The following is a 21,891-nucleotide window of genomic DNA, read 5'->3' as shown; positions in this document are numbered from 1 at the left end:
TGGCAGGTCGCTCTCGAATTGGGTGTCCGATGTGTCATGGAAGTTGGGGGAGGTAAGCGCAGCACCATCGCGGGCTTGTTGATGCGCTACGTAGTAATTTTGGACGTTTTATACCCCTACCCTAGGTACCGATCAAGCCGGAATAAAGGCCAAATATCACATCTTATTTAATCCTGCTACAACGGAACTTCAGTCCAAGAGCCCTTACATGGACGCCGCCGTTTGCCAAGTAGAGAACGTGTGATTCAAACAGAATAAAGATTGCGAACTTACATCCGGCCTTTGATTGCGGCTTTCACCGCTGGCCTCTATGGAATTCGCTGACGGCAGCCCTATTTGTTTGCCGAGCTTGTTGCTCATGGCTCTTATCGGGTTGATGCCATCCCGGTCTTACCTGTTTGCCATCCTTCGTTCCTTACCTGCGCAACCTGGTGATGTGCCTTGCTTCCCTGTCGTGATCAAGTCGCTCTGGTTTGACTGCCGGTAACGGCAGGGAAATCAGAGCGGAATTCCCTGCCATGTGCCAGCAGCGCCCAGACGATCCGCGCGGTCTTGTTGGCTTGGGCCACACAGGCGACATTCGCGTTTCGTCGGACCGCCAGCCGTGCCAGCCAACCACTGTGCTCCGTCCTGCGCATCGTGTGATGCAACACCGTTCGCGCACCTTGCACCAGCAATCGGCATAGATAGCCATCACCTCGTTTGCTGATGCCTTGCAGCCGTTCCTTGCCACCACTGGAATGCTGCTTTGGTACCAAGCCCAGGAAGGCCGCCAACTGTCGACCATTCTTGAAGGTCGTGATGTTATTGCCTATCGTCGCTTCCAGTGCCGTCGCCGTAATCGGTCCGATTCCCGGCACCTTCTCCAGTCGGCGGCATACGCTCGATTGCCTGGACAACGTCCGCACCTGATTGTCGAGCTCCTGCACCTGCCGGTCTAGTTCCAGCAAATGCGACAGCAGTCGTTGCGCGAGAGCGCGCATCAGGGTCGGTAGCTCGTTCCTCTCGTCGGCGATTATCCCTTTCACCTCCTGCATCCCTTGCGGGAGAATCAAGCCAAATTCCGCCAGCAAGCTGCGCAACGGTCCGCGTCTTGACGAACCCGTCCCGGAAGCGGTGCAGTGCCAGGACCGTCTGGGCTCGTGGAGTCTTGACCGCTACGAACCGCATGCTCGGCCGACTTGCCGCTTCGCAAATAGCCGCCGCATCGGCAGCGTCATGCTTGTTGCCCTTGACATACGGCTTCACAAATTGCGGCGCAATTAGCTTCACCGTGTGCCCCAGGGATTCCAGCTTGCGCGCCCAAAAGTGTGCGCTGGCGCATGCTTCCATCGCCACCACGCACGGCTGTAGACGCGTAAAGAACGGCACCATCTGTTCCCGTCGCAACGTCTTGCGCAAGACAGGATTACCGCGCACATCCACTCCATGCACGGCAAACACGCGCTTTGCCAAGTCTACGCCGATCTCGTAATATCCATGGCGGACTCCTCGCTTTAGATGGTTGGTCAACGCTTCCACTGTGGCACATCGATGCCGTCGGCGCAGGAGTCCGTTTTCCCCTCCTGTCCGAGAGGCGGCGTCCATACCATTTGTTATCTTCTGCTTTGTGCCGCGGAGTGCCCAAGGAGGGCTCCCCACCGCTGGGCAAGTCGCTCCTGGGAATATGCCTGCGCTTTCTGCCTTGCCGCATTGCCGAGAGCCGTCGCTTCGTCCCGATCGTTGACCAGCCGCATAATTGCCTGRGAAAGTGATCTTGGCTCATCTACCGGCACCACCACGGCATCCCGGCCGTTCTCCAGCAACTCCCGCGGGCCAGTTTCGCAGTCTGTCGACACGATTGGCAAACCGAATGCCATCGCCTCGATCAGTACTAGTCCGAAGCCTTCATAACGCGAACTGAGGCAAAAAATCGAGGCTTGCTGGTAAGCCGTCGTTACATTCACATAGACGCCGGGCAGTGTGACGCTGTCCTCGAGCCCGAGCTGATTTCGCAGGTCCTCCAGCCTCGCACGCTCTTCACCCTCGCCCACAATCATCAGCCGCCAGTCCGGCGCTAGCGGCGTCACCTCAGACCAGGCCCGTAGCAAAACGTCGAAACCTTTGGCGACGACGAGCCTGCCTACCGCAAGCACGATCTTGGTGTTTCTGGGGACGGGTTGGGCGGGCATCGCAAAGGGCAGGGAGTTCGGGATGCAGACCACTGTGCTGCGGGGGCGCAAGGCTTCGATCCATCGGCCGCGATCCCGTTTTGTAAGCACCACGATGGCCTCGCAATAACGCGCAGCCAGGCGACGCGCAAGCCTGCGCGCCGGCTTTCCGAGGTCTTCGTCAAAGTGGCAATGCTCCCAGGCAATGTGGCGTACGCCCAGGCCAAGCGTCGCCGGCAAGGCAAAGAGGGCGAGCATGGTGTCGACCTGCACGAGCACATCTATCTTTTGTGTCCTGACGTGACGCCGTATGCCCGCCACCGTGGCGGCGTATGCGTGTTTGAATGATGGACGTTGCGCAAACAGGGCCTCATGGCTGACATCCGGATGCAAGGTGAAGCAGCTCGCGTGGTCCCAAAGGCTCAGGATGCTGACCGCGTAGCCTTGCTCGGCCAGCGCATTGGCGATGGTGGCGGTCATACGCTCCGCGCCGGCCATCGCATTCAGTGTCCCGGTGAGAAAGCAGAGACGGGGCAGCACGCTCGTCATGCGCGCGCCTCTTGCGTGGCTGGATGCGCTCTTGCGCTTCGCATCCAGATAACGATGCCAAACAGCACGGAGAGCAGGTTGGCGACAGCGTAGCTCAGGATGGCACCGTACGTGCCGAGACGCGGGATCGCGACAATGTCGATGGCGATCGTTACGGCAAACACCAGGCCCCATTTGATCGCGACCAGGCGTGGACGCCGCAGGTAGATCGGCAGCAAGGTCAGTCCGACATCGGCAAAGATCAGCGTCGAAGCCAGCGCGGAGAGCTGCAGCAGGCTGGCCGCGGAGGCGAAGGCGGCGCCATAGAGCAGATGGATGATCCAGTGCGCGCTCAGCGCGATCAGCACGCCGCCGGCAACGCCGACGGCCATCATGCCGCCGGCGATCTTGAGGATGTTGCGGCGCGCCTGGGCCAGCGTGGGCTGCGCGTAGACGTAGATGGGCGCGATGCCAGCCGAGAGGATGGTGGCGACCATGACAAAGTTGTCGAGGATCTGCATGGCGGCCGCGTAGGCGCCCAGCTCGCCGAGCGGAACTAGTGGCTTGAGCAGCAACTGGTCAATCCGGCGTGAGCCCATCATCAGCATGAAGCTGGCCCAGAACAGCAGTCCGTTGCTGAATAGCTCCCGGACCAGGGCAGGGTCGTAAGTGATGCGGGCGCGTGGGGCGCGCGCCAAATAATAGGCGGTCAGCAATATGGCCACTACGACTGGTTCTAGGGAAAAAGCCAGCGCGTAGGCGGGCACATAGTTAATGCCTAAAGCAAACAGCAGGCCCACAACAGTGGCCTTTACCGACAGCGAGACCAAGTTGAATAGCGTGTTCGGCCGGGTCCTCGTACGCGCCTGCAACCACGCCGTGACGATGCCGAAGGGTTCTCGGAGCACCACGGCCAGGCCAATGATCAGCGCCGGTAGCCAGAATTCGACGGTCTGTCCGGTGATGACCAGGAAAGCGCACATCAGCAGGTAGCCGAGTACACCGGCCGCCAGCCTCAGCCGGAATGCATGGATCACCAGCCGATGCTGCGCAAGCGGATCCTGGTTGGCCACCAAACGCGGGATAACGACTTCTCCACCGCAGATCAGCGCAATCGATGAGGCAATGTAGACCACGGCCTGCGCATACTGGAAGTGCGCAAAGCCCTCCGGCCCCAGCCCGCGAGCCAGCATGGCCACGATGCCGATACCGGCGCCCACCTGCAGGCCCCGTTCGACCAGCATCCATACAAGGTTACTGGCAACCTTGCGTTGCATCAGACGGGCTCCGCACAGGCCGCGGGGGCCATCCGGGCCACGCCCGCGTAGCAGGCCAGCCACTGGCGGGCCACGGCTTCGAGGCTGAAGCGCGACACGATGCGATCGTGCCGTGTGGCCTGCTCGGCCGCCGCGCCGCGGCCGGTTCCAATCGCTTGGCCGATAGCGCTGGCGAGAGCTGGGGCGTCGCCCCTGGGCACGATCGTTCCGCTGTCGCCGAGCAATGCCGCGACGCCGGCGGCGTCGGTGGCGACCACCGGACACCCGCAGGCAAGCGCTTCGCCCACAACTAGTGGCATGCCTTCGATTTCCGAGGAAAGTACGAACAGGTCGGCCGCGTTGAGCAAAGCCGGGACGTCGCGGCGGGTGCCCGCCAGCATGACGCTGCCGGTTAGCTCCTGTTGGCGAATACGTTGCTCCAGGGCGGCGCGTTCAGGCCCCTCGCCGACGATAAGCAGGCGCGCCTTGACCTCGGTGCTGGCCCGGAAAAGGGCAAATGCGTCGATCAATACGCCCTGCGCCTTTTCAGGTACAAGACGCCCGACATTGATCAGCAGGCGCATGTCGTTATCCAAACCAAGTCCCGTCCGCGCAATGTTCCTCGCCACCGGGTCGGGGCGGAACTGGGTGGTATCGATGCCATTCGGCACCACGGTGATGCGTGCGGCGGGTACGGCACCCGATTTCACCATCGCTAGACGGCCTTCCGGGCTGACATGCGTAGTGAGGCTCGCCCAGCGGTCCGTGAGCCGGTAGGCGAGCATGCGCATCCTGCCGCCTTCGCGCGCGCTGTGCGCGGTACAGATGACGGGCGGGCAGGGCGACACTGCGGCAAGGACCCGAGCGATCAGGTTGGCGTGCACCATATGGGCGTGAATGATTTCCGGACGCCACTCTCGCACAAAACTGCGCAGGTGCCAAAATGCCCGAGCCATCGAAAGGGGTGTCTTGCGCATGTCGAGCGCCAGCAGTCTGACCGTGGCAGGCAGGTCCACCGCGCATCCCGGTGTCAGGCTGACCACCGCTACGGCATGCCCCAGTGCGACAAATTGCCGCGCCAGCGCCGATACTTGCTGCTCCGCGCCGCCAAGCTGCAGGCCGGTGCTCAGCAACAGGATGCGCATGGGGGCCGTGGCGCCCTGGGAGAGCGATGGCGTGTTCACCGAGCCCCGTATCCCGTCAACAATGTTCGCAGGGTCTTTACCGCGATCAGCAGGTCCAGCGCAAACGAACAGTGCTTCACGTAATACAGGTCGTAACTGAGCTTGGTCACCGTTTCTTCATGCGTGCCGACGTAGCCTTGCTGCACCTGCGCCCAGCCCGACAAGCCAGGCCGCACCAGGTGGCGGTAGGGATAGTAGGGGATGGTATGGGCGAATTCCTTGACCATGGGTACCTGTTCGGGGCGCGGGCCGATCAGGCTCATATCGCCTGCCAGCACGTTCCATAGCTGAGGGATTTCGTCGAGGCGGTATTTGCGGATCACGCGGCCTACGCGGGTGACGCGCGGGTCGCGGCGGGCGGCGAATTGCGCGGGCGCGGCGGCGTCGAATCCCATGCTGCGGAACTTGAACATGGTGAAGGATTTGCCGAAGAGTCCCACCCGCGCCTGGCGGAACAGCGCGGGCCCGGGCGATTCGAGGCGGATCGCGATGGCCACCGCCACGCCCAACGGCAGCGCGAGCGGCGCCAGGCAAACCACCGCGGCGAGATCGATCAGGCGCTTGGCGAAGCTATAGAAATAGTGCGCGGCATAGTCGTCGAGGAAGTTTTCGTCGATGTGTGCCAGGCCGACGCGGCCGGTCAGCATCTCGCCGATCCGGTCCACCGAATACATGCGCACGTGGCTGAGCTTGAACTGGGCGAGCACACGGGTGCGCTCGGGATCGGCGGTGGCGTTGCGGTCCAGCATCAGGCCGTCGCAATGCACCGCTTCCTCGAGCGAGCTGATGGCCTGGAAGCGGGTGGGGCTGGCGGGCGCCGCGCCTGGCATGGCGAGGATCTTCTCTAGTTGTGTCAGCGTGGCGGCATCGGTGTAGCCAAATACCGGTACGTAATTGCGCACGAAGTGCCGGTAGCCGAACCAGATCCAGCCAAGCGTGGTGAGGTAGCTGAGCAGCAGCGCGCCGCGCGAATATTCGAGGTGGAAGGCGGCAAAGGCGAAGAGCAGCGCGGCGAAGGGCAGGGTGGCGGCCAGTCCGACGAGGCTGTTGCCTTCCATGGCGGGCAGGTGCAGCGAGCGGTGCAGCAACACGAAGGAGAACAGGTAGGGTAGTGCCGACCACAGCAGCGTGCGGGTGAAGACGTAGGTGACAAGTCCGGCGTGATGCGCGAATTCGGCCAGTACGATATTGAGGCCGAACAAGAGCAGGCCGAGCAGCGCCCAGGCCAGCATGCGGCTGGCGCGGCGGATGGTTTCCGAGCCTTGGGCGCGGGTCAGCTGGGCGGGGCGGCCGACGATGTGTATCTTGTTCATTGTTCGCTTGCTCCAGTGCAGGCCGCCGCACGGGCGGCGGCGAGCCCGCCCGCCAGCGCTTGCAGGTAGATCGCCCAGGTCGCCTCGGCCATCGGCGCCAGGCCAAACTCCCTCGCCCATCGGGTCCGAGCAGCGTGCCCCAGATTCTCGCGCAAGGCGGTGTCGCCTGCCAGGCGTTCCAGCGCGCCTGACCACGCATGTTCGTCGTTGCCGGCGACCAGCAGGCCGCAGGCGCCGTCGTCGAGCTGCTCGCGGACGCCCGGCAGGTCGCTGGCGATGACCGGCAGCCCGGCCCGCATGGCCTCCAGGATCGACAACGGGAAGCCTTCGTGGTCCGATGCGAGCGCGAAGGCCTGGGCCGAGGCCAGCAGGGCGGGAACGTCTGCGACCGGGCCGGCAAACCGTACGCGCCCTGGTGCCATGGTGTCGGCGAGGGTCCGCAAGGCGGCCATTTGGGGGCCTCCGCCGGCCAGCACCAGTTCGCAATCGGGCAGCGCGGCGCGCGCGAAGGCGCGGATCAGCAGGTCGGCGCGCTTCGGTGCGGCCAGGCGCGCCACCATGACGATGCGCCGCAGCGGCGCCCCGGGCGTGGCGTGCGCGCTGCTGTCGGCAATGCCGTTGCGGATCACGCTGATCCGCGCGGCGGGAATTGGCAGTGCCGCGGCCAGCGACCGTTCAGCCTGAGCTACACAGATCAGGCGGGTCGTCAGCGGTGCCAGCAGCCATTCCATCACGCGCGAGACAAGGCGCTGGCGGATCGGGGCCGCGGCCTTGAAGGCGAAGCCGTGCACCGTATAGACCACCGGGATGCCGAGTAGCCAGCCGGCCACCCGGCCCAGCGCGCCGGCCTTTGCGCTGTGGGCGTGGATCAGGTCGGGCCGCGCGACACGCAGCGCCGCCAGCAGTTGCCTCAGCGTGGCCAGCGCGCGCAACGGCGACAGGGCATTGTCAAGCAGAGACAGGCGTACGGTGCGGGCGCCGGCGGCCCGTGCGATGTCCAGCAGGGGGCCATCCCCCCCGGCCAGCAGCACGGGCTCGGTTCTGTCGCGCAGCGCCTGAAGCAGATCGGCGACGTGCGTCTGCGCCCCGCCGATCTCGGAGTTCGTGATCAGGTAGGCGATGCGCGGGCGGAGCGGGTGGTGGTTGGGCAGGGGCGAAGGCACTGGGCAAATCGCAAAGGGGGCTAGGGGAATGGAGCTGGGATTGATCGGTAGGGCCGTCGCTCCGGCAGAAGGTTCCATCAGGGGCCCAGGATGAAAAAAGGGCAAAAAATCCGAAAAATGCACTCAAACACGGCCCGGAGGTGCCGGTGGGCCGAATCCTGGACGAGTGACGCGAACCCGCCAACGGCCAACTGACGCAGTTTGCGGCAGGTCTGGCCGGTCCCCGCGCGGCGGGTGTTCCTGGGGCCATGCAGGCCGGCTGGCCGCACCCTTTCGTGCGTAGCCGAACGATTATAACTGGCGTGCCCTCCGCAATCCGGCAAAATACGGCCTTTGACGCATTTGCCCGCCGCGCTGGCTCAGGCCGGAACGGGTGGCCGGCAAAGTCGATCGGTTCAACCGCAAATATTCAGGATGACCCATGCAAATTGATCCTTCCATTTTCAAGGCCTACGATATCCGCGGCATCGTCGGCAAGACCCTGACGCGCGACGTGGCGCGCGCGATTGGCCTGTCCTTTGGCACGGCCGCCGCCGAGCAAGGCGAGCGCGCAGTGGTAGTGGGGCGCGACGGACGCCTGTCGGGCCCGGACCTGCTGGGCGGGCTGGTCGAAGGCCTGCGCGCCGCTGGCATGGATGTGATCGATCTTGGCATGGTTGCTACGCCGATGGTCTATTTCGGCACCAACGTCGACCTGGCGGGGCGCCGAGCCACTTCCGGCATCATGGTGACGGGCAGCCACAATCCGCCCGACTACAACGGCTTCAAGATGGTGCTGGCCGGCAAGGCGATCTACGGCGAGCAGATCCAGGCGCTGCGCCAGCGGATCGAGGCCGGCCAGTTCGCCAGCGGTGCCGGCGGCTGCCAGCAGGTCGACATCCGCCAGCAGCGCCTGGGCGTGGTGACCAAGGACGGACAGGTGATCTTTCCCGACCGCCAGTTGATGCTGTTTGCCGAGGAGATCCTGTCGCGCAATCCCGGCCAGCAGATCATCTATGACGTCAAGTGCACCGGCAAGCTGGCGCCATGGATCCGCCAGCACGGCGGCGAGCCGCTGATGTGGAAGACCGGCCATTCGCTGGTCAAGGCCAAGCTCAAGGAAACCGGCGCGCCGCTGGCCGGCGAGATGAGTGGCCACGTATTCTTCAAGGATCGCTGGTACGGTTTCGACGATGGCCTGTACACGGGCGCGCGCCTGCTGGAGATCCTGTCGAAGCACGCCGACCCGAGCGCATTGCTCAATGCCTTGCCGAACTCCCACTGCACGCCCGAGCTGCAGCTCAAGTGCGCCGAGGGCGAAGCCTTCACGYTGCTCGACAAGATCCGCGCCAAYGCRAAGTTCGAYGGYGCGCGCGARGTCATCACSATCGACGGCGTGCGCGTGGARTACSCCGATGGCTTYGGCCTGGCRCGTCCGTCCAACACCACCCCGGTGGTGGTGATGCGTTTCGAGGCCGACAACGACGCTGCGCTGGCACGCATCCAGGCCGAGTTCAAACGCGTGATCCTGGCGGAAAAGCCGGACGCGCAACTCCCGTTCTGAGCGGATGCCGTTGAATGGGCCCCAGGAGGGCAAATCGGGAAAATGGGGCATGCCGGGCCAATCCTTGACGCAGGATGCGCTGCCTGCGCGACCGCGCATCCTGGTGGTCAAGGTCTCGTCGCTGGGTGACGTGGTGCATAACATGCCGTTGATCCACGACCTGCGCGCGCGCTGGCCGGACTGCGAGATCGACTGGGTGGTCGAAGAAGGCTACGTCGATCTCGTGCGCTTGCTGCCGGAAGTGCGGCGGGTGATCCCGTTCGCCTTGCGCCGCTGGCGCAAGCGCTTCTACCAGGCCGCTACCTGGCGGGAGATCGGTGCGTTCAGGCGGGCTCTGCGCGAGGATGCCTACGACGCCGTGATCGAGACCCAGGGCTTGCTCAAGACCGCCGTGGTGGCCCGCGTGGCAAGCCGCCGCGCCGGTGCGCCGGTGATCGGGCTGGCCAATGCCACCCAGGGCTCCGGCTATGAGCCGGCCGCGCGGCTCTTCTATACCGATTCGGTGACGGTGCCGCGCCAGACCCATTCGGTACGGCGCTCGCGCCTGTTGGGCGCGGCCCTGACGGGACTCGCTCCGCCGGAGCCGCCGCGGTTTTTCGGTTCCGGCGCACGCACGTTGCATGTCGGCGATCCGCTATGGGCCGGCCTGCCGGCGCGTTACGCGGTGTGTTTCCACGCCACTGCGGGCGCGAAGAAGAAGTGGCCGCTGGCCAGCTGGCACGAGCTCGGCCGGCGGCTGGCTGACGAAGGCCAGACCATGCTGCTGCCCTGGGGCAACGAAGCGGAGCGCCGCGCGGCGCAAGAGATCGCCGCCGGCGTGCCGCAGGCGCAGGTGCTGCCACGTTTCTCCGTCATGCAGGGATTCGGCCTGATCAACCGCGCGGAAGTGGTGATCGGGGTCGATACGGGCCTGGTCCACATCGCCGCGGCGCTGTGCCGGCCGACCGTGGAGATCTATACCGCCACCTGGCGCTGGAAGACCGAAGGGTACTGGTCCGATTGCATCGCCAATGTGGGCGACGACGGCGTGGTGCCGACGGTCGATGAAGTCCACGCCGCCGCGCGGCGTGTGCGCGGGCAGGGGATCTGATGCTGCGCGTCTTGTATAACCTGCTATGGCTGCTGGCGCTGCCAGTGGCGCTGCTGCGCCTGGTGTGGCGCGCGCGCAAGGAGCCCGGCTATGTGCAGCACGTGGGCGAGCGTCTTGGCGCCTACGGCAAGCTGCCGGCCGCCGGGCCCTGGCTGTGGGTCCACGCGGTGTCGGTGGGCGAGACCCGCGCCGCGCAGCCGCTGATCGACGCGCTGCTGGCGCACTATCCGTCCCATCGCATCCTGCTCACGCATATGACGCCCACCGGGCGCCAGACCGGCGCCCAGTTGTATGGCGGGCAGCCGCGCGTGATGCAATGCTATCTGCCCTATGACTTGCCCTGGCTGGTGCGGCGTTTCTTGCGATATTTCCGTCCAGTGGCGGGCATGCTGATGGAAACCGAGGTGTGGCCCAGCCTTGTGCGAGGCGCCCGCGTGGCGGGCGTGCCGCTGTTGCTGGTCAATGCCAGGCTGTCGCCGCGCAGCTTCCGCCGCACTGCGCGCTTTGGGCGGGCCGCAACGGCGATGTATCGCGACTTCACGGCGGTGCTGGCGCAGACCCAGGGGGATGCCGAACGCTTTCGTGCCCTGGGTTTGCCTTCGGTGCAGGTAACCGGCAACCTCAAGTTCGATATGCGGCCGCCAGAGGATGGCTTGCGCCGTGGCCGCGTGTTGCGCCAGGGATTCGGCGCGCGCGCCGTGTTCGCTGCCACCAGCACCCGCGAAGGCGAGGAGGCGCTCTTGCTCGAGGCGTTCGCGCACTGGCAGGCGCTGGCGGCGGGCGTCCACGGCGCTGTGCCGCGCCCGGTCTTGCTGCTGGTGCCCCGCCATCCGCAGCGGTTCGACGAAGTCGCTGGGCTGGTGACGCGTGCTGRCTTCTCCGTGCAGCGCCGTAGTGCGCTCGGCGATGCCGCCGCATGGGAGCAATCGGGACTGCCGGAGCCGGTAACGGCGGATGTGTTGCTGGGTGATTCGATGGGGGAGATGGCGCTGTATTTTGCCGCAGCGGATATCGCTTTTATCGGCGGCAGCCTGCTGCCCCTGGGCGGCCAGAACCTGATCGAAGCCTGTGCCGCCGGTACGGCGGTGCTGATCGGGCCGCATACCTTCAACTTTGCGCAGGCCACCGAGGACGCGATTGCCGCGGGCGCCTGCGAGCGCGTGGCGGATGCGGATGCGCTGATGCGCTCGGCAGCAGCGGTGCTGGGCGATGCGCCGCGCCTGGCGGCCATGCGGGATCATGCGCGGGCATTCTCGGTGCTGCATCGGGGGGCTACGGCGCGGACCGTGGCGGCGCTGGCGCAAGTGCTGCCGGCCTGACCCCTGGCCACTGACTCGTTATGCGGCGTTTGCCTTGGTTGGCGACGGCTGAAACTGCATCCTGGCGGCCCGCAGCGCCGGCGGCAGCCTGCCGGCCCGCTCCGGCGGCGCATCCATTGCGACGAAGCCCAGTTTGCGGTAAAGCGCGGCGGCCCGCGCATTGCTGCCCAGCACGTCGAGGACGAGCGCTTGTCCCGGACCAGCCGGTAGCAAGCCGGCGCGCATCGTCTCGGCAAACAGCGCCTGGAAGATGCCCTGGCCGCGCATGTCGGCACGCGTGGCGCAATGCGCGAGGAGCGTCTGCCGGCGCTTGGGGGCCGGAATTTCCCGTTCCAGGATGAGGCCGCGACCGATGATGCCGCCGGTTCGCCGGGCACCGAAGACACGCAGGAAATCCAGCGCAACACGCGGACCGTCGAGCAGGTTGGTCCGGCCATCCTGGATCCCCAGCACCGCGACCGGTTCGTTCCCGAGCGCCGCCACGCGATGGCGGCGCCAGGAGAACCGCCCGTTATCCGCTGCGATTACCTTCCGCAGGAAGCTTTCGCGCTCTTCCCGCGTACCGCCAAGCAGATAGGAAAATTCAAGCCCCCCCGATGCGAGCACCAGCGGCGCCAGCGCCGTCGCGTCGTGCGCGGTGGCCGGGCGGCACACCATCGCCGCCAGCAGCGATTTGCGCGGCTCGCCAGTCCGGTTCATTTGCGCGACAGGCGGGCAACAACGTCGACGGCAGTGCGAATCTGCTCCGGCATGTGCGTGGAACAGATAAAGAAGCGCAGCCGGGCGGCCTTCTCTTCCACCGCCGGATAGAAAATCGGCTGGGTGTTGATGCCTTCGTCGAACAGCGCGTTTGCCCATTGCGCCGCCTTCATCGAACTCCCAGTGATGACAGGGATCACCGAGTAGCCGGCGCTGGTCCCGGTGTTCAGGCCAGCCTTGCGTGCAAGCTCCAGGAACAATTGCCCCCGCTCGCGCAGGGTGGCGACCCGTTCCGGCTCTTCTAGCATTCTTTGCAACGCGGTGAGCGATGCCGCCGCCAGCATGGGTGCGATGCCCACGCTATACAAGAAGCCGGGCGCCAAGTGCCGCAGGATATCCGTCAACGCCTGTTCGCCCGCGATAAACCCGCCGCACCCCGCCAGCGTCTTGCTGAAGGTGCCCATCCAGATATCCACGTCGCGCCCCGCCACGCCGTAGTGCTCGCGAATACCTTTGCCGTTGGCGCCCAGCACGCCCAGCGAATGCGCTTCATCCACCATCAGGAAGGCCGCATGCCGGCGCTTGATGTCGATAAAGCGCTTCAGCTCCGGCAGGTCCCCGTCCATGCTGTAGAGGCCTTCCACCGCGATCAGTACGCGCCGGTACTGGCGGCGCACGCGCGTAAGCAGTTCATCCAACGCTTTCCAGTCGTTATGCGGAAAGCTCAGCCGCTTGGCGCCGCTGAGCTGCGCGCCCTGGACAATACTGTTGTGCGCGAGCGCATCGTGGAGAATCAGGTCCGACGGCCCGAACAGCGAGCCAATGACCGTGACATTGGTGGCGTGGCCGCTGACAAACGCGACGCAGTCATCCACTTCATACAGCCCGGCCAGCGCATGCTCCAGTTCGCGCTGCACCGGGCGCTCGCCGGCGACCATGCGGCTGGCGGAAGCGGAGGTGCCGTACTGGTCGACGGCAGCCTTTGCGCTTGCCGACACTGCCGGATCGCCGGCCAGGCCGAGGTAGTTGTAGTTGGCAAAGTTGATATAGCTTTTACCGCCAATCTGCGTGGTGGCGCCGGCCACGCCTTCGTGCACCCGGAAGAAGGGCGACTCGATCCGCAGCTGCTCGCTCATCTGGCGCCCGATCGCGACCTGTTGGTAGGCGGGCAGCGTGTCGAACCGGCATAGCTGGGCCAGTTCGGAAGGCGCGGCCGGCTTGGCCATGGCCGCCGGGACCGCCTCGATCTCCCCGGTCACCCGTTCAAGCTGGCGCTGCAGCGCCTTCGCGGCGAGCTGTTGCCTCAGGTTGTCGCCCAATCCCATACGTAATCCTTGTTCAATCAGATGGCCGGTCCGGCCCATTCCCACGCATCGGGTTGCGCGAGCAGTGCCGAACACAGGCGATAGTTCATTTCATGGCTGGGGCGCAGGGCGGTCACGCGTGCCAGCAAAGGCGCACCCAGCAACGCCAGGTCGCCGACCAGGTCCAGCGCGCGATGGCGCACGAACTCCGCGGGCAGGCGCATGCCGCCAATGACGGAGCCGCCGACGATGGTCGCCGTGCACGATGGCCGCGCGCCGCGCAGGATCGGCCTGCCGCGCAGGTAGCCGAAGGCGATCGTGGGGATCGCCCATTTCAGGCGGCCGTACGAGCGCGAGGGCGCGATCTCGCTGCGGAAGCTGGCCGGGTTGATCTCGCCTTGCCAGGACAACACGCCGAAGCCCTTGAGATCGTTGGTGACGTGCAGCTCATAGCGCTCGGCCGGCTCGATGACCAGTTGGCGCATCTCGTCGTCGGCGACCGCCAAGCGGCGCAGCACCCGCAGGAACCGCTTGGGCTCCGACAGGGCGGTGCGGCCGCACGCTTGTATGGCCTCCACCCAGGGCAAGGCGCTGCCATCGAGTATCGGCACCTCTTCGGCATCGAGTTCCACCATGGCATGATCGATCTCGCAGGCCAGCAACGCGGCCAGCAGATGTTCAACGGTACGCACGCGCAGGCCATTGCCGGCCTCCAGCGCGGTGCATAGCGGCTGCGCCAGCCGCAGGCCGGGCGATGCGGGCAACTCAGCCAGGACTTGGCCGTCCAGCACGCGCCGGAAGACGATGCCATGGCCCGAACCGGCCGGCCGTATCCGTATATGGACACGCCGCCCGGTGTGCAGGCCGTGACCCGCCAGCACCAAGTCCTGGGCCAACGTTCCCTGGTTTGCATGCCAGCCCCAAACGCCGTTCATTGACGCGTCGGAGTAGCGGACACGTTGGGTTCGACTTTGTCGGCCAGCACGCGGATGTCCTCGGGATTTATGTCGAGCGCATGCCGCGCGATCATCGCTTCGATCTGCTGCTGCGTCTCGGACGGTGCGTCTTCCTCAGCGGCCGCACTGTCCGTGCGGATCGAATCGACGATCTTCTGCGCCAGCGAGCGCACCGTGGCACCATCCGCCAGCAGCATCACCGACAGCTTGACCTTGAAGGACTCCTCCACGGCCATGCCCAGCTCCATCCCCATCAGCGAATCCATGCCCAGATCGACCACCGAGCGGTCGATATCGACCTTTTTGGCCGACAGGTGGAGGATGCGCGCGATCTGCGCCTGCATGGTCTCGATCACCAGTTGCAGGGCCTGGGCTGGCGGCAGCGCGCGCACCTCGCCACCCAGGCTGGCGCCTGCCGTGCGCTGCGCGTCCTGGCCCTCGCTGCCCTGCATTTCCACGTAGCGCAGCGAGCGTGCGGCGGGCATCACCCGCGCCACGGCCTGCCAGTCGAGCCAGAGCACGGCTTCGCCGGCACGGTTTGCCAGCAGGGCCTGCTCCAGCGCCGCCATGGCTTCGGCCGAAGTGATCGAGCGCCCGCCGATGCGCACCTGCAGCGCCTCACGCGTTTGCGCATTGCGTGCCAGGAAGCCAACATCCTCCAGCGGTCCCCAGGCCATGAAGCAGCCTGGCAGTCCGTTGGAGCGGCGCAGGTAGACCAGCGATTCCAGGAAGGTATTGGCGGCCACGTAGCTCGACTGGCCGGGGCTGCCGAGTAAGGTGGTAGCCGACGAGTAGACGACGAAGAAGTCCAGCGCGCGCCCTTGCGTGGCGCGATGCAGGTTCCACGCGCCAGCCACCTTGGGTGCCAGCACGCTGCCGAAGCGTTCGTCGTCGAGATTGGCGATAAGGCCGTCGGCGATGGTCATGGCCGAATGCACCACGCCCTTGAGCGGGGTTCCGCTGCGTTCGATCTGCTCCACCAGCGCGGCAACGGCAGCGCCATCCGTCAGGTCGCACGAATTCACGGTGACGACGACGCCCAATTCCTCATGCCACTGCTGTGCCTGCACGGCGAGCTCTTCGGACAAGGCGCCGCCGCGGCTCGCCAGCACCACGTGCCGGGCACCCTTTGCCACCAGCCAGCGCGCCGTGGCAAAGCCAAGGCCGCCCGTGCCGCCCGCCACCAGGTAGGCCGCTCGCGGGTCCAGCGCCAAATGCGTCGGCTTCGGGATTTGCGGTGCCGGGGCGCCGGTCGGGAAGGTGATCACGATTTTGCCGATCTGGCGTGCCTGCTGCATGTAGCGGAAGGCTTCTTCCACGCGATGCGCGGGGAACGTGCGATACGGCAGCGGATCGAGCGCGCCGCTGGCCAGCAGCTCCATGACCTCGGCGAAGATGCGAGCGGTCAGCCCCGGCTGCGCATGCATCAGCTGGTCCGCATCGATGCCGAAATAGCTGATGTTGTTACGGAAGGGGCGCAGGCCGATCCGGCTGTTCTCGTAGAAGTCGCGCTTGCCCAGTTCCAGGAAGCGGCCGAACGGGCGCAGCACATCGATGCTGCGCACCATCGCTTCGCCGGCCAGCGAATTGAGCACAATGTCCACGCCCTGGCCGCCGGTGCAATGCAGGATGTCGTCGGCGAACGCCAGGCTGCGCGAATCGAACACATGGTCGGCACCCAGCAGCCGCACAAACTCGCGCTTCTCGTTGGTGCTCGCGGTGGCGAACACTTCCGCGCCAAGATGGCGGGCCAACTGGATGGCCGCAATACCGACGCCGCCCGCAGCGCCGTGTACCAATACCCGCTCGCCCTTGCGCAGCCGCGCTAGCTCGCACAGCGCGTAGAACGCCGTGAAGAACGTGGTGGGGATCGTCGCGGCTTCCTCGAAGCTCAGCCGTTCGGGTTTGAGCGCCACGGCGCCAGAGCGCGTGCGCACGCGGCTGGCGAAGCAGGCCGGTGCGAAGCCCAGCACGGCGTCGCCCGGCTGGAAGCCCTGCACATCCTTGCCGACGCGCGTTATGCGGCCCGAGAGCTCCATGCCGATGGTCGGTCCTGCAAAGCCGTTCTCCACAGCCTCGTCGGATAGCAAGCCCATGGCGTACATCACGTCACGGAAATTGAGGCCGGTCGCGGCGGGTTCGATCTCCACCTCGTCCGCGTCAAGCTCGCGGTCGGCCAGGGAGAACCATTGCAGGTGGCGCAGCGAACCCGGCGACGCGAAGGCGAGCACACTGTGCTGACTTTGCCGGTCCGAGCCGGCGCCTTGCTCGCGCAGCTCGACGGTCGAGGCCGGCAGCATGCGCGGCACGAAACGACCCGTGCGCGTGAGCAGCACTTCTTCCTCGCGTTCGTCCGACAGCAGTTCGTGAACCAGCCGGGACGCCGGTCGCTCGCAGGCGGGATCGATATCGATCAGGTGGCTGGACAGCTCGGCGTACTCGTTCATCAGGACGCGGCCAAGCCCCCATAGCGTCGCCTGCTCCGGCCTGAAGGCGGATGGCTGCGCGCCGGGAACTGCCAGCGGCGCACCACCACGGCTCACTACCCACAGGCGCACCGGCGAAGCCGCGTTGGCGAGCCCGCGCACCAGTTGCGCCAGCGCAATCGAGGTGCTCTGCTGCGCATGCATCATGTCGGTGCCGCTGGCCTCCACGTCCAGGCCGTCGATGTCGGCCGCGAGGAAGACCACGTGGCACGACATGGGCGCGGCAGTGAGGGACGGGTGGGCGAGCAGCGCCTGCACCGAATCGAGCACGGCGACCTCGCCATGCGGGGCGTGTCCCTGCAACGTATCGGCCACGGCGGCCATCAGCCGGCCGTGCGCAGCCGGATTTACCAGCAGCCAGCTGGCCGCCGGTGCTTCCGGCTGGCTTGCGGCGGCGGCATCCATGCCGCGGCGCGCGACCAGGAACGCCGGCGTGCCTTCGATCTCCAGTTCCGCTTCCGTGTGCCGGGCAGGGACGTCGAAACCATGTTCCTGCAGCAATGCTGCGATGGCATTGGCCGGTAGCAGTTCCCCGCGGCCCAGCTTCCACCATTCGGCAGACAGCCCGAATACGATGTCCGTGAAGCGGCTCGGCTGGCTCTCGGCGACGATCAGCAGCGCGCCGGGCGTCATCCATTCGCGAGCGGCCTGGATCAGCCGCTCCGGATGCGCGCTTGCGCGCAGCAGGTTGTTGATGATCAGGACGTCATATTTGCCGGAGCGCCCGGGTTCGGCCGCGAGCGTGGGCGCTTCGCCCAATTCGATCTGGACGGTGCGGATCAGCGGATGCTCGGTCGCATCGAACGCGCCAAGCTGTTCCGCACTGCCGGCAATGGCATAGTCGCAGCGCGATTGCAGATGCGAGCCAAACGGCTGGAACAGGTTGGTGCCGGGGGCGATCACTTCGAGCACGCGCAAGGGGCGTTGCTCGTTCCACGCCGCGACCGCGCTGTCCAGGCAGGCGCTGGCCAGCCCGTTGACGTGGTTCCAGGTGGGCGAGGCCTCGTAGAGGTGGTCCACCAGGCTGCTGCGCCCGTTCGGCAGCACGGCCTGGGGGCTGAGCTTGCCGCCGAGCAACGCCGGCAGCGCGGCGCCGCAATGCGCCAGCAGTGTGAGTTCAGCGACATGGCCCGGCGAGGCGGAGACCAGGCTGCGCCAGAGATCCTCAATGGCAGGCAGCGTCTCGTCGCCGCGCACCAGTAGACCGTCGCGCATGCCCAGCACGCCGTCTTCCAACAGCATGCCGACCAGCCGCTCGAACAACGCCGGATTGGCGCTTGCCGGCAGCTGCGGTTGCCCCAGCACTTCCAGCGCCTCGACCGCGCGCAAGGCATAAGCCGCCGCCAGCACGTCGAGCAGCGGCATGACCTCGGTCAGGTGGGTGCGGCGGTGGGCAGCGTCTTCGTGCGCCACCAACGCGGCGGTGGCCGACGCGATCAGCGTCTCAGGCGAGGGCAGGGCGGCCGCGCTGAGGTTGGCGGCATAGGGCCTGGCTTCGGCGACAAACGCGAAGCGGCTCGGCGTCACCTGGCGCCGCGCTTGCAGGTCGACCCGCCGGAAGCGGCATGCGCCCACGCGCATGATGATCTGGTCGAACTCATCCAGGTAAGTAAAGGACGCCACCAGCGAATGCGGGCTGCGGCGCTCGATGCGCGCCACCACGCGGCGCACGCGCTCCCCTCCGCCGTAGTAGTCGATACGGCCCATCTGTACCGGCACATAGGCGGCGTCGGCTGCCACGTCTTCCTCGTTCGCCGCCGCGCCCATCAAGGCGAGCAACGGATGGAATCCGCCGTCGATGGCGGCAGGGTGCATCGCATAGGCAGACAGCGCGCCTTGCAGCACATCAGGCTGCGCTAGTTCCGCGATTGCCGTATCGCCGGCAATCCGCACGGACTTCACCCACTTGAATGCAGGGCCGAAGTTCAGCCCGATCTCGGCAGCCTTGCTGTAAAGCTGATCGCCATTGATCGCATATGCGGTCTCAAGCGCCGCCAGTTCCCCGGCATCGAGGGCTTCGCTGGGTACCGAGGCAGGGCCGCCGGGCAGCAGCCGCCCAACCACGCCGATGGTCCACGGATCGGTGCTCATGCGCGGGCGGGTCTCGATGACGAAGCCGCCCGTGCGTGCATCCACGGTAAAACGGAACAGCTTGCCCTGCTGCGGCTGGAACACCACGGGCGAGCGAATCTCCAGGTTCTCCACGGCAGAGGACTCGGTGCCGAAATGCAGGCCCGCGGCGGCCAGCGCCATTTCCGCATAGCCAGCGCCGGGGAAGATGACATCGCCATCCACTACGTGGTCGGCCAGCAGCGGCAGCTTGACCGGGTCGACCTGGTTTTCCCAGGCCACGGCGCTGTCTTTCAGGCGGTAGCCCAGCAGCGGGTGTTCGCGGCGCCGGTTGACCAGGTCATAGCCCTCGGCGGTGGGGGCGAGCCAGTGCCGGCTGCGCTGCCACGGATAGGTCGGTAGCACCAGGTCCGGATCGGCTGGGGGATAAGCCTTGTCCGCATCGAGGCTGGCGCCTTGCGCCAGCGCTGCGCAGAACGCGTGCTGCAACTGAGCGGCGCTGTCGTGATTGCGCTTGAGCGTGGGCAGGGCGTGGCCGCTCGCCTTGGCGTGCCCGAGGGTTTGTACAATATAGTTGCGCAAGATCGAGTGCGGGCCGATCTCAAGGAAAACGCGCACGCCCGCATCCACCAGGTGGCGCGCGGCCGCCTCGAATTGAACTGGTTCGCGGATATTGCGCCACCAGTATTGCGCGTCGAGCGCCGTGCCGGGCAGTTGCGCGCCAGCTACCGTCGAAATGAATGGCGTGTGCGCCTCCTGCGGCTGCAGGTCGGCCAGTTTCGTCAGCACCGGATCGCGGATCGGATCCATGCACTTGCTATGGAATGCGTAGTCGAGATCCAACGCCTGGAAGAACTTTCCACTGTCGGCCAGATGCTCCAGCATGGTGGCAATGGCCTGGGGCGAACCGGCCACGGTGACGGCTTCGGGGCTGTTGATGCCCGCCACCTCCAGCTCCTCGCCAAGTCCGAGGCGGTCGATGACTTGTTGCGCGGCTTCCGCGCTAACGCCGACTGCAGCCATCTTGCCGGTGCCCGCCGTCGTGGCCTGCGCACGGCTGCGCTCCTTGATCACATGCACGGCTTGCGCCAGCGTCAGCGCACCGGACGCCCAGGCCGCAGCCACTTCGCCCACGCTGTGGCCAAAGCATGCGTCGTATCGCAAGCCGCGTGCCTGCAGCGAGCGCACCACGCCAACTTGTAGCGCAAACAGCAAAGGCTGCGCGTTCTCCGTACCTTCGAGCCAGGTGGCCGTGGCGCCTGCGCGCATCACGCCGGCCAGCGAGTCGCTGCCATCCGCTTGCCACAGGACATCGATTTCGTCCATGGTTTCGCGGAAAACGGCATCCTCGACCAGCATCCGCTGGCCCATGCCCGCCCACTGTGAACCATTGCCGGAGAAGACCAGCGCAAGCTTGCTCTCCGCGCCGGTCGGCACTTCGCCGGTGGTGACGCCCGGCGCGCTCTCGCCGCGTGCCAGCAGGTCTAGCGATGCCATGCCCGCCTCCTGGCTGGCGGGCGTGATTACTGCCCGGTGGTTCAGCCATTGGCGCTTGCGCGCGGCAGCGCTGGCCAGCGCCTCCCACGACGCGCCAGCCTCCAGGCGCGCGTGATACTGGCCCGCCAGGGCGCACAGCGCATCGGGGCTGCGCGCGCTAAAGACCAGGGCCGAAGGTGCCGCCGCGGGCGCCGCCTTCGCCACGGCGTCGTGCCGGGTTTCGGCCTCGCCCAGCAGCACGTGGGCGTTGGTACCGCCAAAGCCGAAGGAATTCACGCCCATCAGCAGCGGCTTGCCGCCCGTGTCGAGCGGCAGATACTGGTCGACCACGCGCAAGCCGCCGCCGGCAAAGTCGATATTCGGGTTCGGGTTCTTGAAATGGACCGTAGGCGGCACTGCCTTGTGCTTCAGGCACAGCACCGCCTTCAGCAGCCCGGCCATGCCGGAAGCAGTCTCAAGGTGACCGACATTGGTCTTGGCCGAGCCGATCAGCAAGGGCTGGTCCGGTGCGCGGCGTTTGCCGAGCACATCCGTCAAGGCACGCGCTTCGATGGGGTCGCCCACCGCAGTGCCGGTGCCGTGCGCCTCCACATAGGCGATATCCAGCGGATCGACGCCCGCACGGGCATAGACATCCTCAAGCAACGCGGCTTGCGTGGCCGCGCCAGGCACATTGATGCCGCCTTGCGAGTGCCCATCCGAGTTCACGCCGGACGAGACGATGACCGCATGGACGGTATCGCCATCGGCCTGAGCCTTGTCGAGTGGCTTGAGCAGCACCAGGGCACCGCCCTCGGAACGCACATAGCCGTCGCCGGCAGCATCGAAAGCCAGGCAGCGCCCGGTGGGCGACAGCATCGACGCCTTCGCGAAACTGACGAACGGGAATGGGTGCAGCAGCAGGTTGACGCCACCGGCCAGCGCCGAATCGGCTTCGCCAGCATGAATGGCATTGCAGGCCTGGTGCAGTGCGACCAGCGACGACGAGCATGCCGTATCGATCGACATGCTGGGGCCGCGCAGGTCGAACAGGTAGGAAATCCGGTTCGAAGCGATGCTCAGCGTATTGCCGGTCGCGGAGTAGGCGTCGGCTACGCTCAGGTCATCCACGCTGCGATCGCCGTAGTCTTTGCTAGCCACGCCGATAAAGACGGCGCAATTAGTGCCCGCCATCTCGGCAGGCCGCTGGCCGGCATTCTCGAACGCTTCCCAGGCGAGTTCCAGCAGCAAGCGTTGCTGCGGGTCCATTTGCCTGGCCTCGCGCGGCGAAATGCCGAAGAAATCGGCATCGAAGCCCGCAATGTCGCCAAGCACGCCGGCAGAGAACGTATAG

General features: G+C 66.1%; 12 protein-coding genes and 1 pseudogene. 3 read left to right on the top strand and 10 right to left on the bottom strand.

Annotated elements, in window-relative coordinates; translation table 11 throughout:
* Window positions 1–458: 458 nt before the first annotated feature.
* From AC1DKD_RS28580 to AC1DKD_RS28555, 6 genes and pseudogenes are all read right to left on the bottom strand, one after another.
* A pseudogene (locus AC1DKD_RS28580) lies at window positions 459–1,467 on the bottom strand (IS110 family RNA-guided transposase).
* A 128-nt stretch (window positions 1,468–1,595) separates the two neighbouring features.
* Entirely contained in the window at window positions 1,596–2,699 is a 1,104-nt protein-coding gene (locus AC1DKD_RS28575) for a glycosyltransferase family 4 protein (protein WP_477111258.1), read from the bottom strand.
* Window positions 2,696–3,955, bottom strand: a complete 1,260-nt coding sequence (locus AC1DKD_RS28570; protein WP_477111257.1) for a lipopolysaccharide biosynthesis protein — start codon at window positions 3,953–3,955, stop codon at window positions 2,696–2,698. Before AC1DKD_RS28570 ends, AC1DKD_RS28575 begins: the two co-directional genes overlap by 4 nt.
* Window positions 3,955–5,079, bottom strand: coding sequence for a glycosyltransferase (locus tag AC1DKD_RS28565; protein ID WP_477111256.1), 1,125 nt, complete (start codon window positions 5,077–5,079; stop codon window positions 3,955–3,957). The genes AC1DKD_RS28570 and AC1DKD_RS28565 overlap by 1 nt, the downstream gene beginning before the upstream one ends.
* Window positions 5,080–5,114: 35 nt before the next feature.
* Complete coding sequence (locus AC1DKD_RS28560; protein ID WP_477111255.1) at window positions 5,115–6,431, bottom strand: exopolysaccharide biosynthesis polyprenyl glycosylphosphotransferase; 1,317 nt, start codon at window positions 6,429–6,431, stop codon at window positions 5,115–5,117.
* Window positions 6,428–7,594 (bottom strand): glycosyltransferase family 4 protein, encoded by a 1,167-nt coding sequence (locus AC1DKD_RS28555; protein WP_477111254.1) that lies wholly within the window; start codon window positions 7,592–7,594, stop codon window positions 6,428–6,430. Before AC1DKD_RS28555 ends, AC1DKD_RS28560 begins: the two co-directional genes overlap by 4 nt.
* 421 nt (window positions 7,595–8,015) lie before the next feature.
* On the opposite strand from AC1DKD_RS28555, the gene AC1DKD_RS28550 reads away from it, so the two are divergent.
* The 3 genes from AC1DKD_RS28550 to waaA are packed head-to-tail and all read left to right on the top strand — an operon-like array spanning window position 8,016 to window position 11,546.
* Window positions 8,016–9,137 (top strand): phosphomannomutase/phosphoglucomutase, encoded by a 1,122-nt coding sequence (locus AC1DKD_RS28550; protein ID WP_477143984.1) that lies wholly within the window; start codon window positions 8,016–8,018, stop codon window positions 9,135–9,137.
* Between the two features lie 49 nt (window positions 9,138–9,186).
* Entirely contained in the window at window positions 9,187–10,227 is a 1,041-nt protein-coding gene (gene waaC, locus AC1DKD_RS28545; protein ID WP_441624901.1) for a lipopolysaccharide heptosyltransferase I, read from the top strand.
* Window positions 10,227–11,546 carry a lipid IV(A) 3-deoxy-D-manno-octulosonic acid transferase gene (gene waaA / locus AC1DKD_RS28540; RefSeq protein WP_477143983.1) on the top strand — a complete coding sequence of 440 codons (1,320 nt, stop codon included), beginning with the start codon at window positions 10,227–10,229 and terminating at the stop codon, window positions 11,544–11,546. Before waaC ends, waaA begins: the two co-directional genes overlap by 1 nt.
* Window positions 11,547–11,564: 18 nt before the next feature.
* Here the strand turns inward: waaA and AC1DKD_RS28535 are convergent, their stop codons facing one another.
* The 4 genes from AC1DKD_RS28535 to AC1DKD_RS28520 all read right to left on the bottom strand — a co-directional run.
* A complete protein-coding gene (locus AC1DKD_RS28535) occupies window positions 11,565–12,245 on the bottom strand; it encodes an N-acetyltransferase family protein (RefSeq protein WP_477111251.1) in 681 nt (226 codons plus the stop codon).
* Complete coding sequence (locus AC1DKD_RS28530) at window positions 12,242–13,570, bottom strand: aminotransferase class I/II-fold pyridoxal phosphate-dependent enzyme (RefSeq protein ID WP_477111250.1); 1,329 nt, start codon at window positions 13,568–13,570, stop codon at window positions 12,242–12,244. Before AC1DKD_RS28530 ends, AC1DKD_RS28535 begins: the two co-directional genes overlap by 4 nt.
* Window positions 13,571–13,587: 17 nt before the next feature.
* Window positions 13,588–14,484, bottom strand: a complete 897-nt coding sequence (locus AC1DKD_RS28525) for a UDP-3-O-acyl N-acetylglycosamine deacetylase (RefSeq protein WP_477111249.1) — start codon at window positions 14,482–14,484, stop codon at window positions 13,588–13,590.
* A partial coding sequence (locus AC1DKD_RS28520) for an SDR family NAD(P)-dependent oxidoreductase (RefSeq protein WP_477143982.1) occupies window positions 14,481–21,891 on the bottom strand: 7,411 nt, incomplete at its 5' end. The genes AC1DKD_RS28520 and AC1DKD_RS28525, both read right to left, overlap by 4 nt.

The organism is Cupriavidus sp. 05T313, assembly GCF_056396665.1.
Note: the sequence above shows the minus strand (reverse complement) of the source record. Positions and strands in the feature narration are given on the sequence as shown.

Bases quoted from the DNA above. Each gene is read 5' to 3' on its own strand.
- AC1DKD_RS28570 (WP_477111257.1), bottom strand. From the start codon at position 3,955: ATGCAACGCAAGGTTGCCAGTAACCTTGTATGGATGCTGGTCGAACGG.
- AC1DKD_RS28565 (WP_477111256.1), bottom strand. From the start codon at position 5,079: ATGCGCATCCTGTTGCTGAGCACCGGCCTGCAGCTTGGCGGCGCGGAG.
- AC1DKD_RS28560 (WP_477111255.1), bottom strand. From the start codon at position 6,431: ATGAACAAGATACACATCGTCGGCCGCCCCGCCCAGCTGACCCGCGCC.
- waaC (WP_441624901.1), top strand. From the start codon at position 9,187: ATGCCGGGCCAATCCTTGACGCAGGATGCGCTGCCTGCGCGACCGCGC.
- AC1DKD_RS28535 (WP_477111251.1), bottom strand. From the start codon at position 12,245: ATGAACCGGACTGGCGAGCCGCGCAAATCGCTGCTGGCGGCGATGGTG.
- AC1DKD_RS28530 (WP_477111250.1), bottom strand. From the start codon at position 13,570: ATGGGATTGGGCGACAACCTGAGGCAACAGCTCGCCGCGAAGGCGCTG.
- AC1DKD_RS28525 (WP_477111249.1), bottom strand. From the start codon at position 14,484: ATGAACGGCGTTTGGGGCTGGCATGCAAACCAGGGAACGTTGGCCCAG.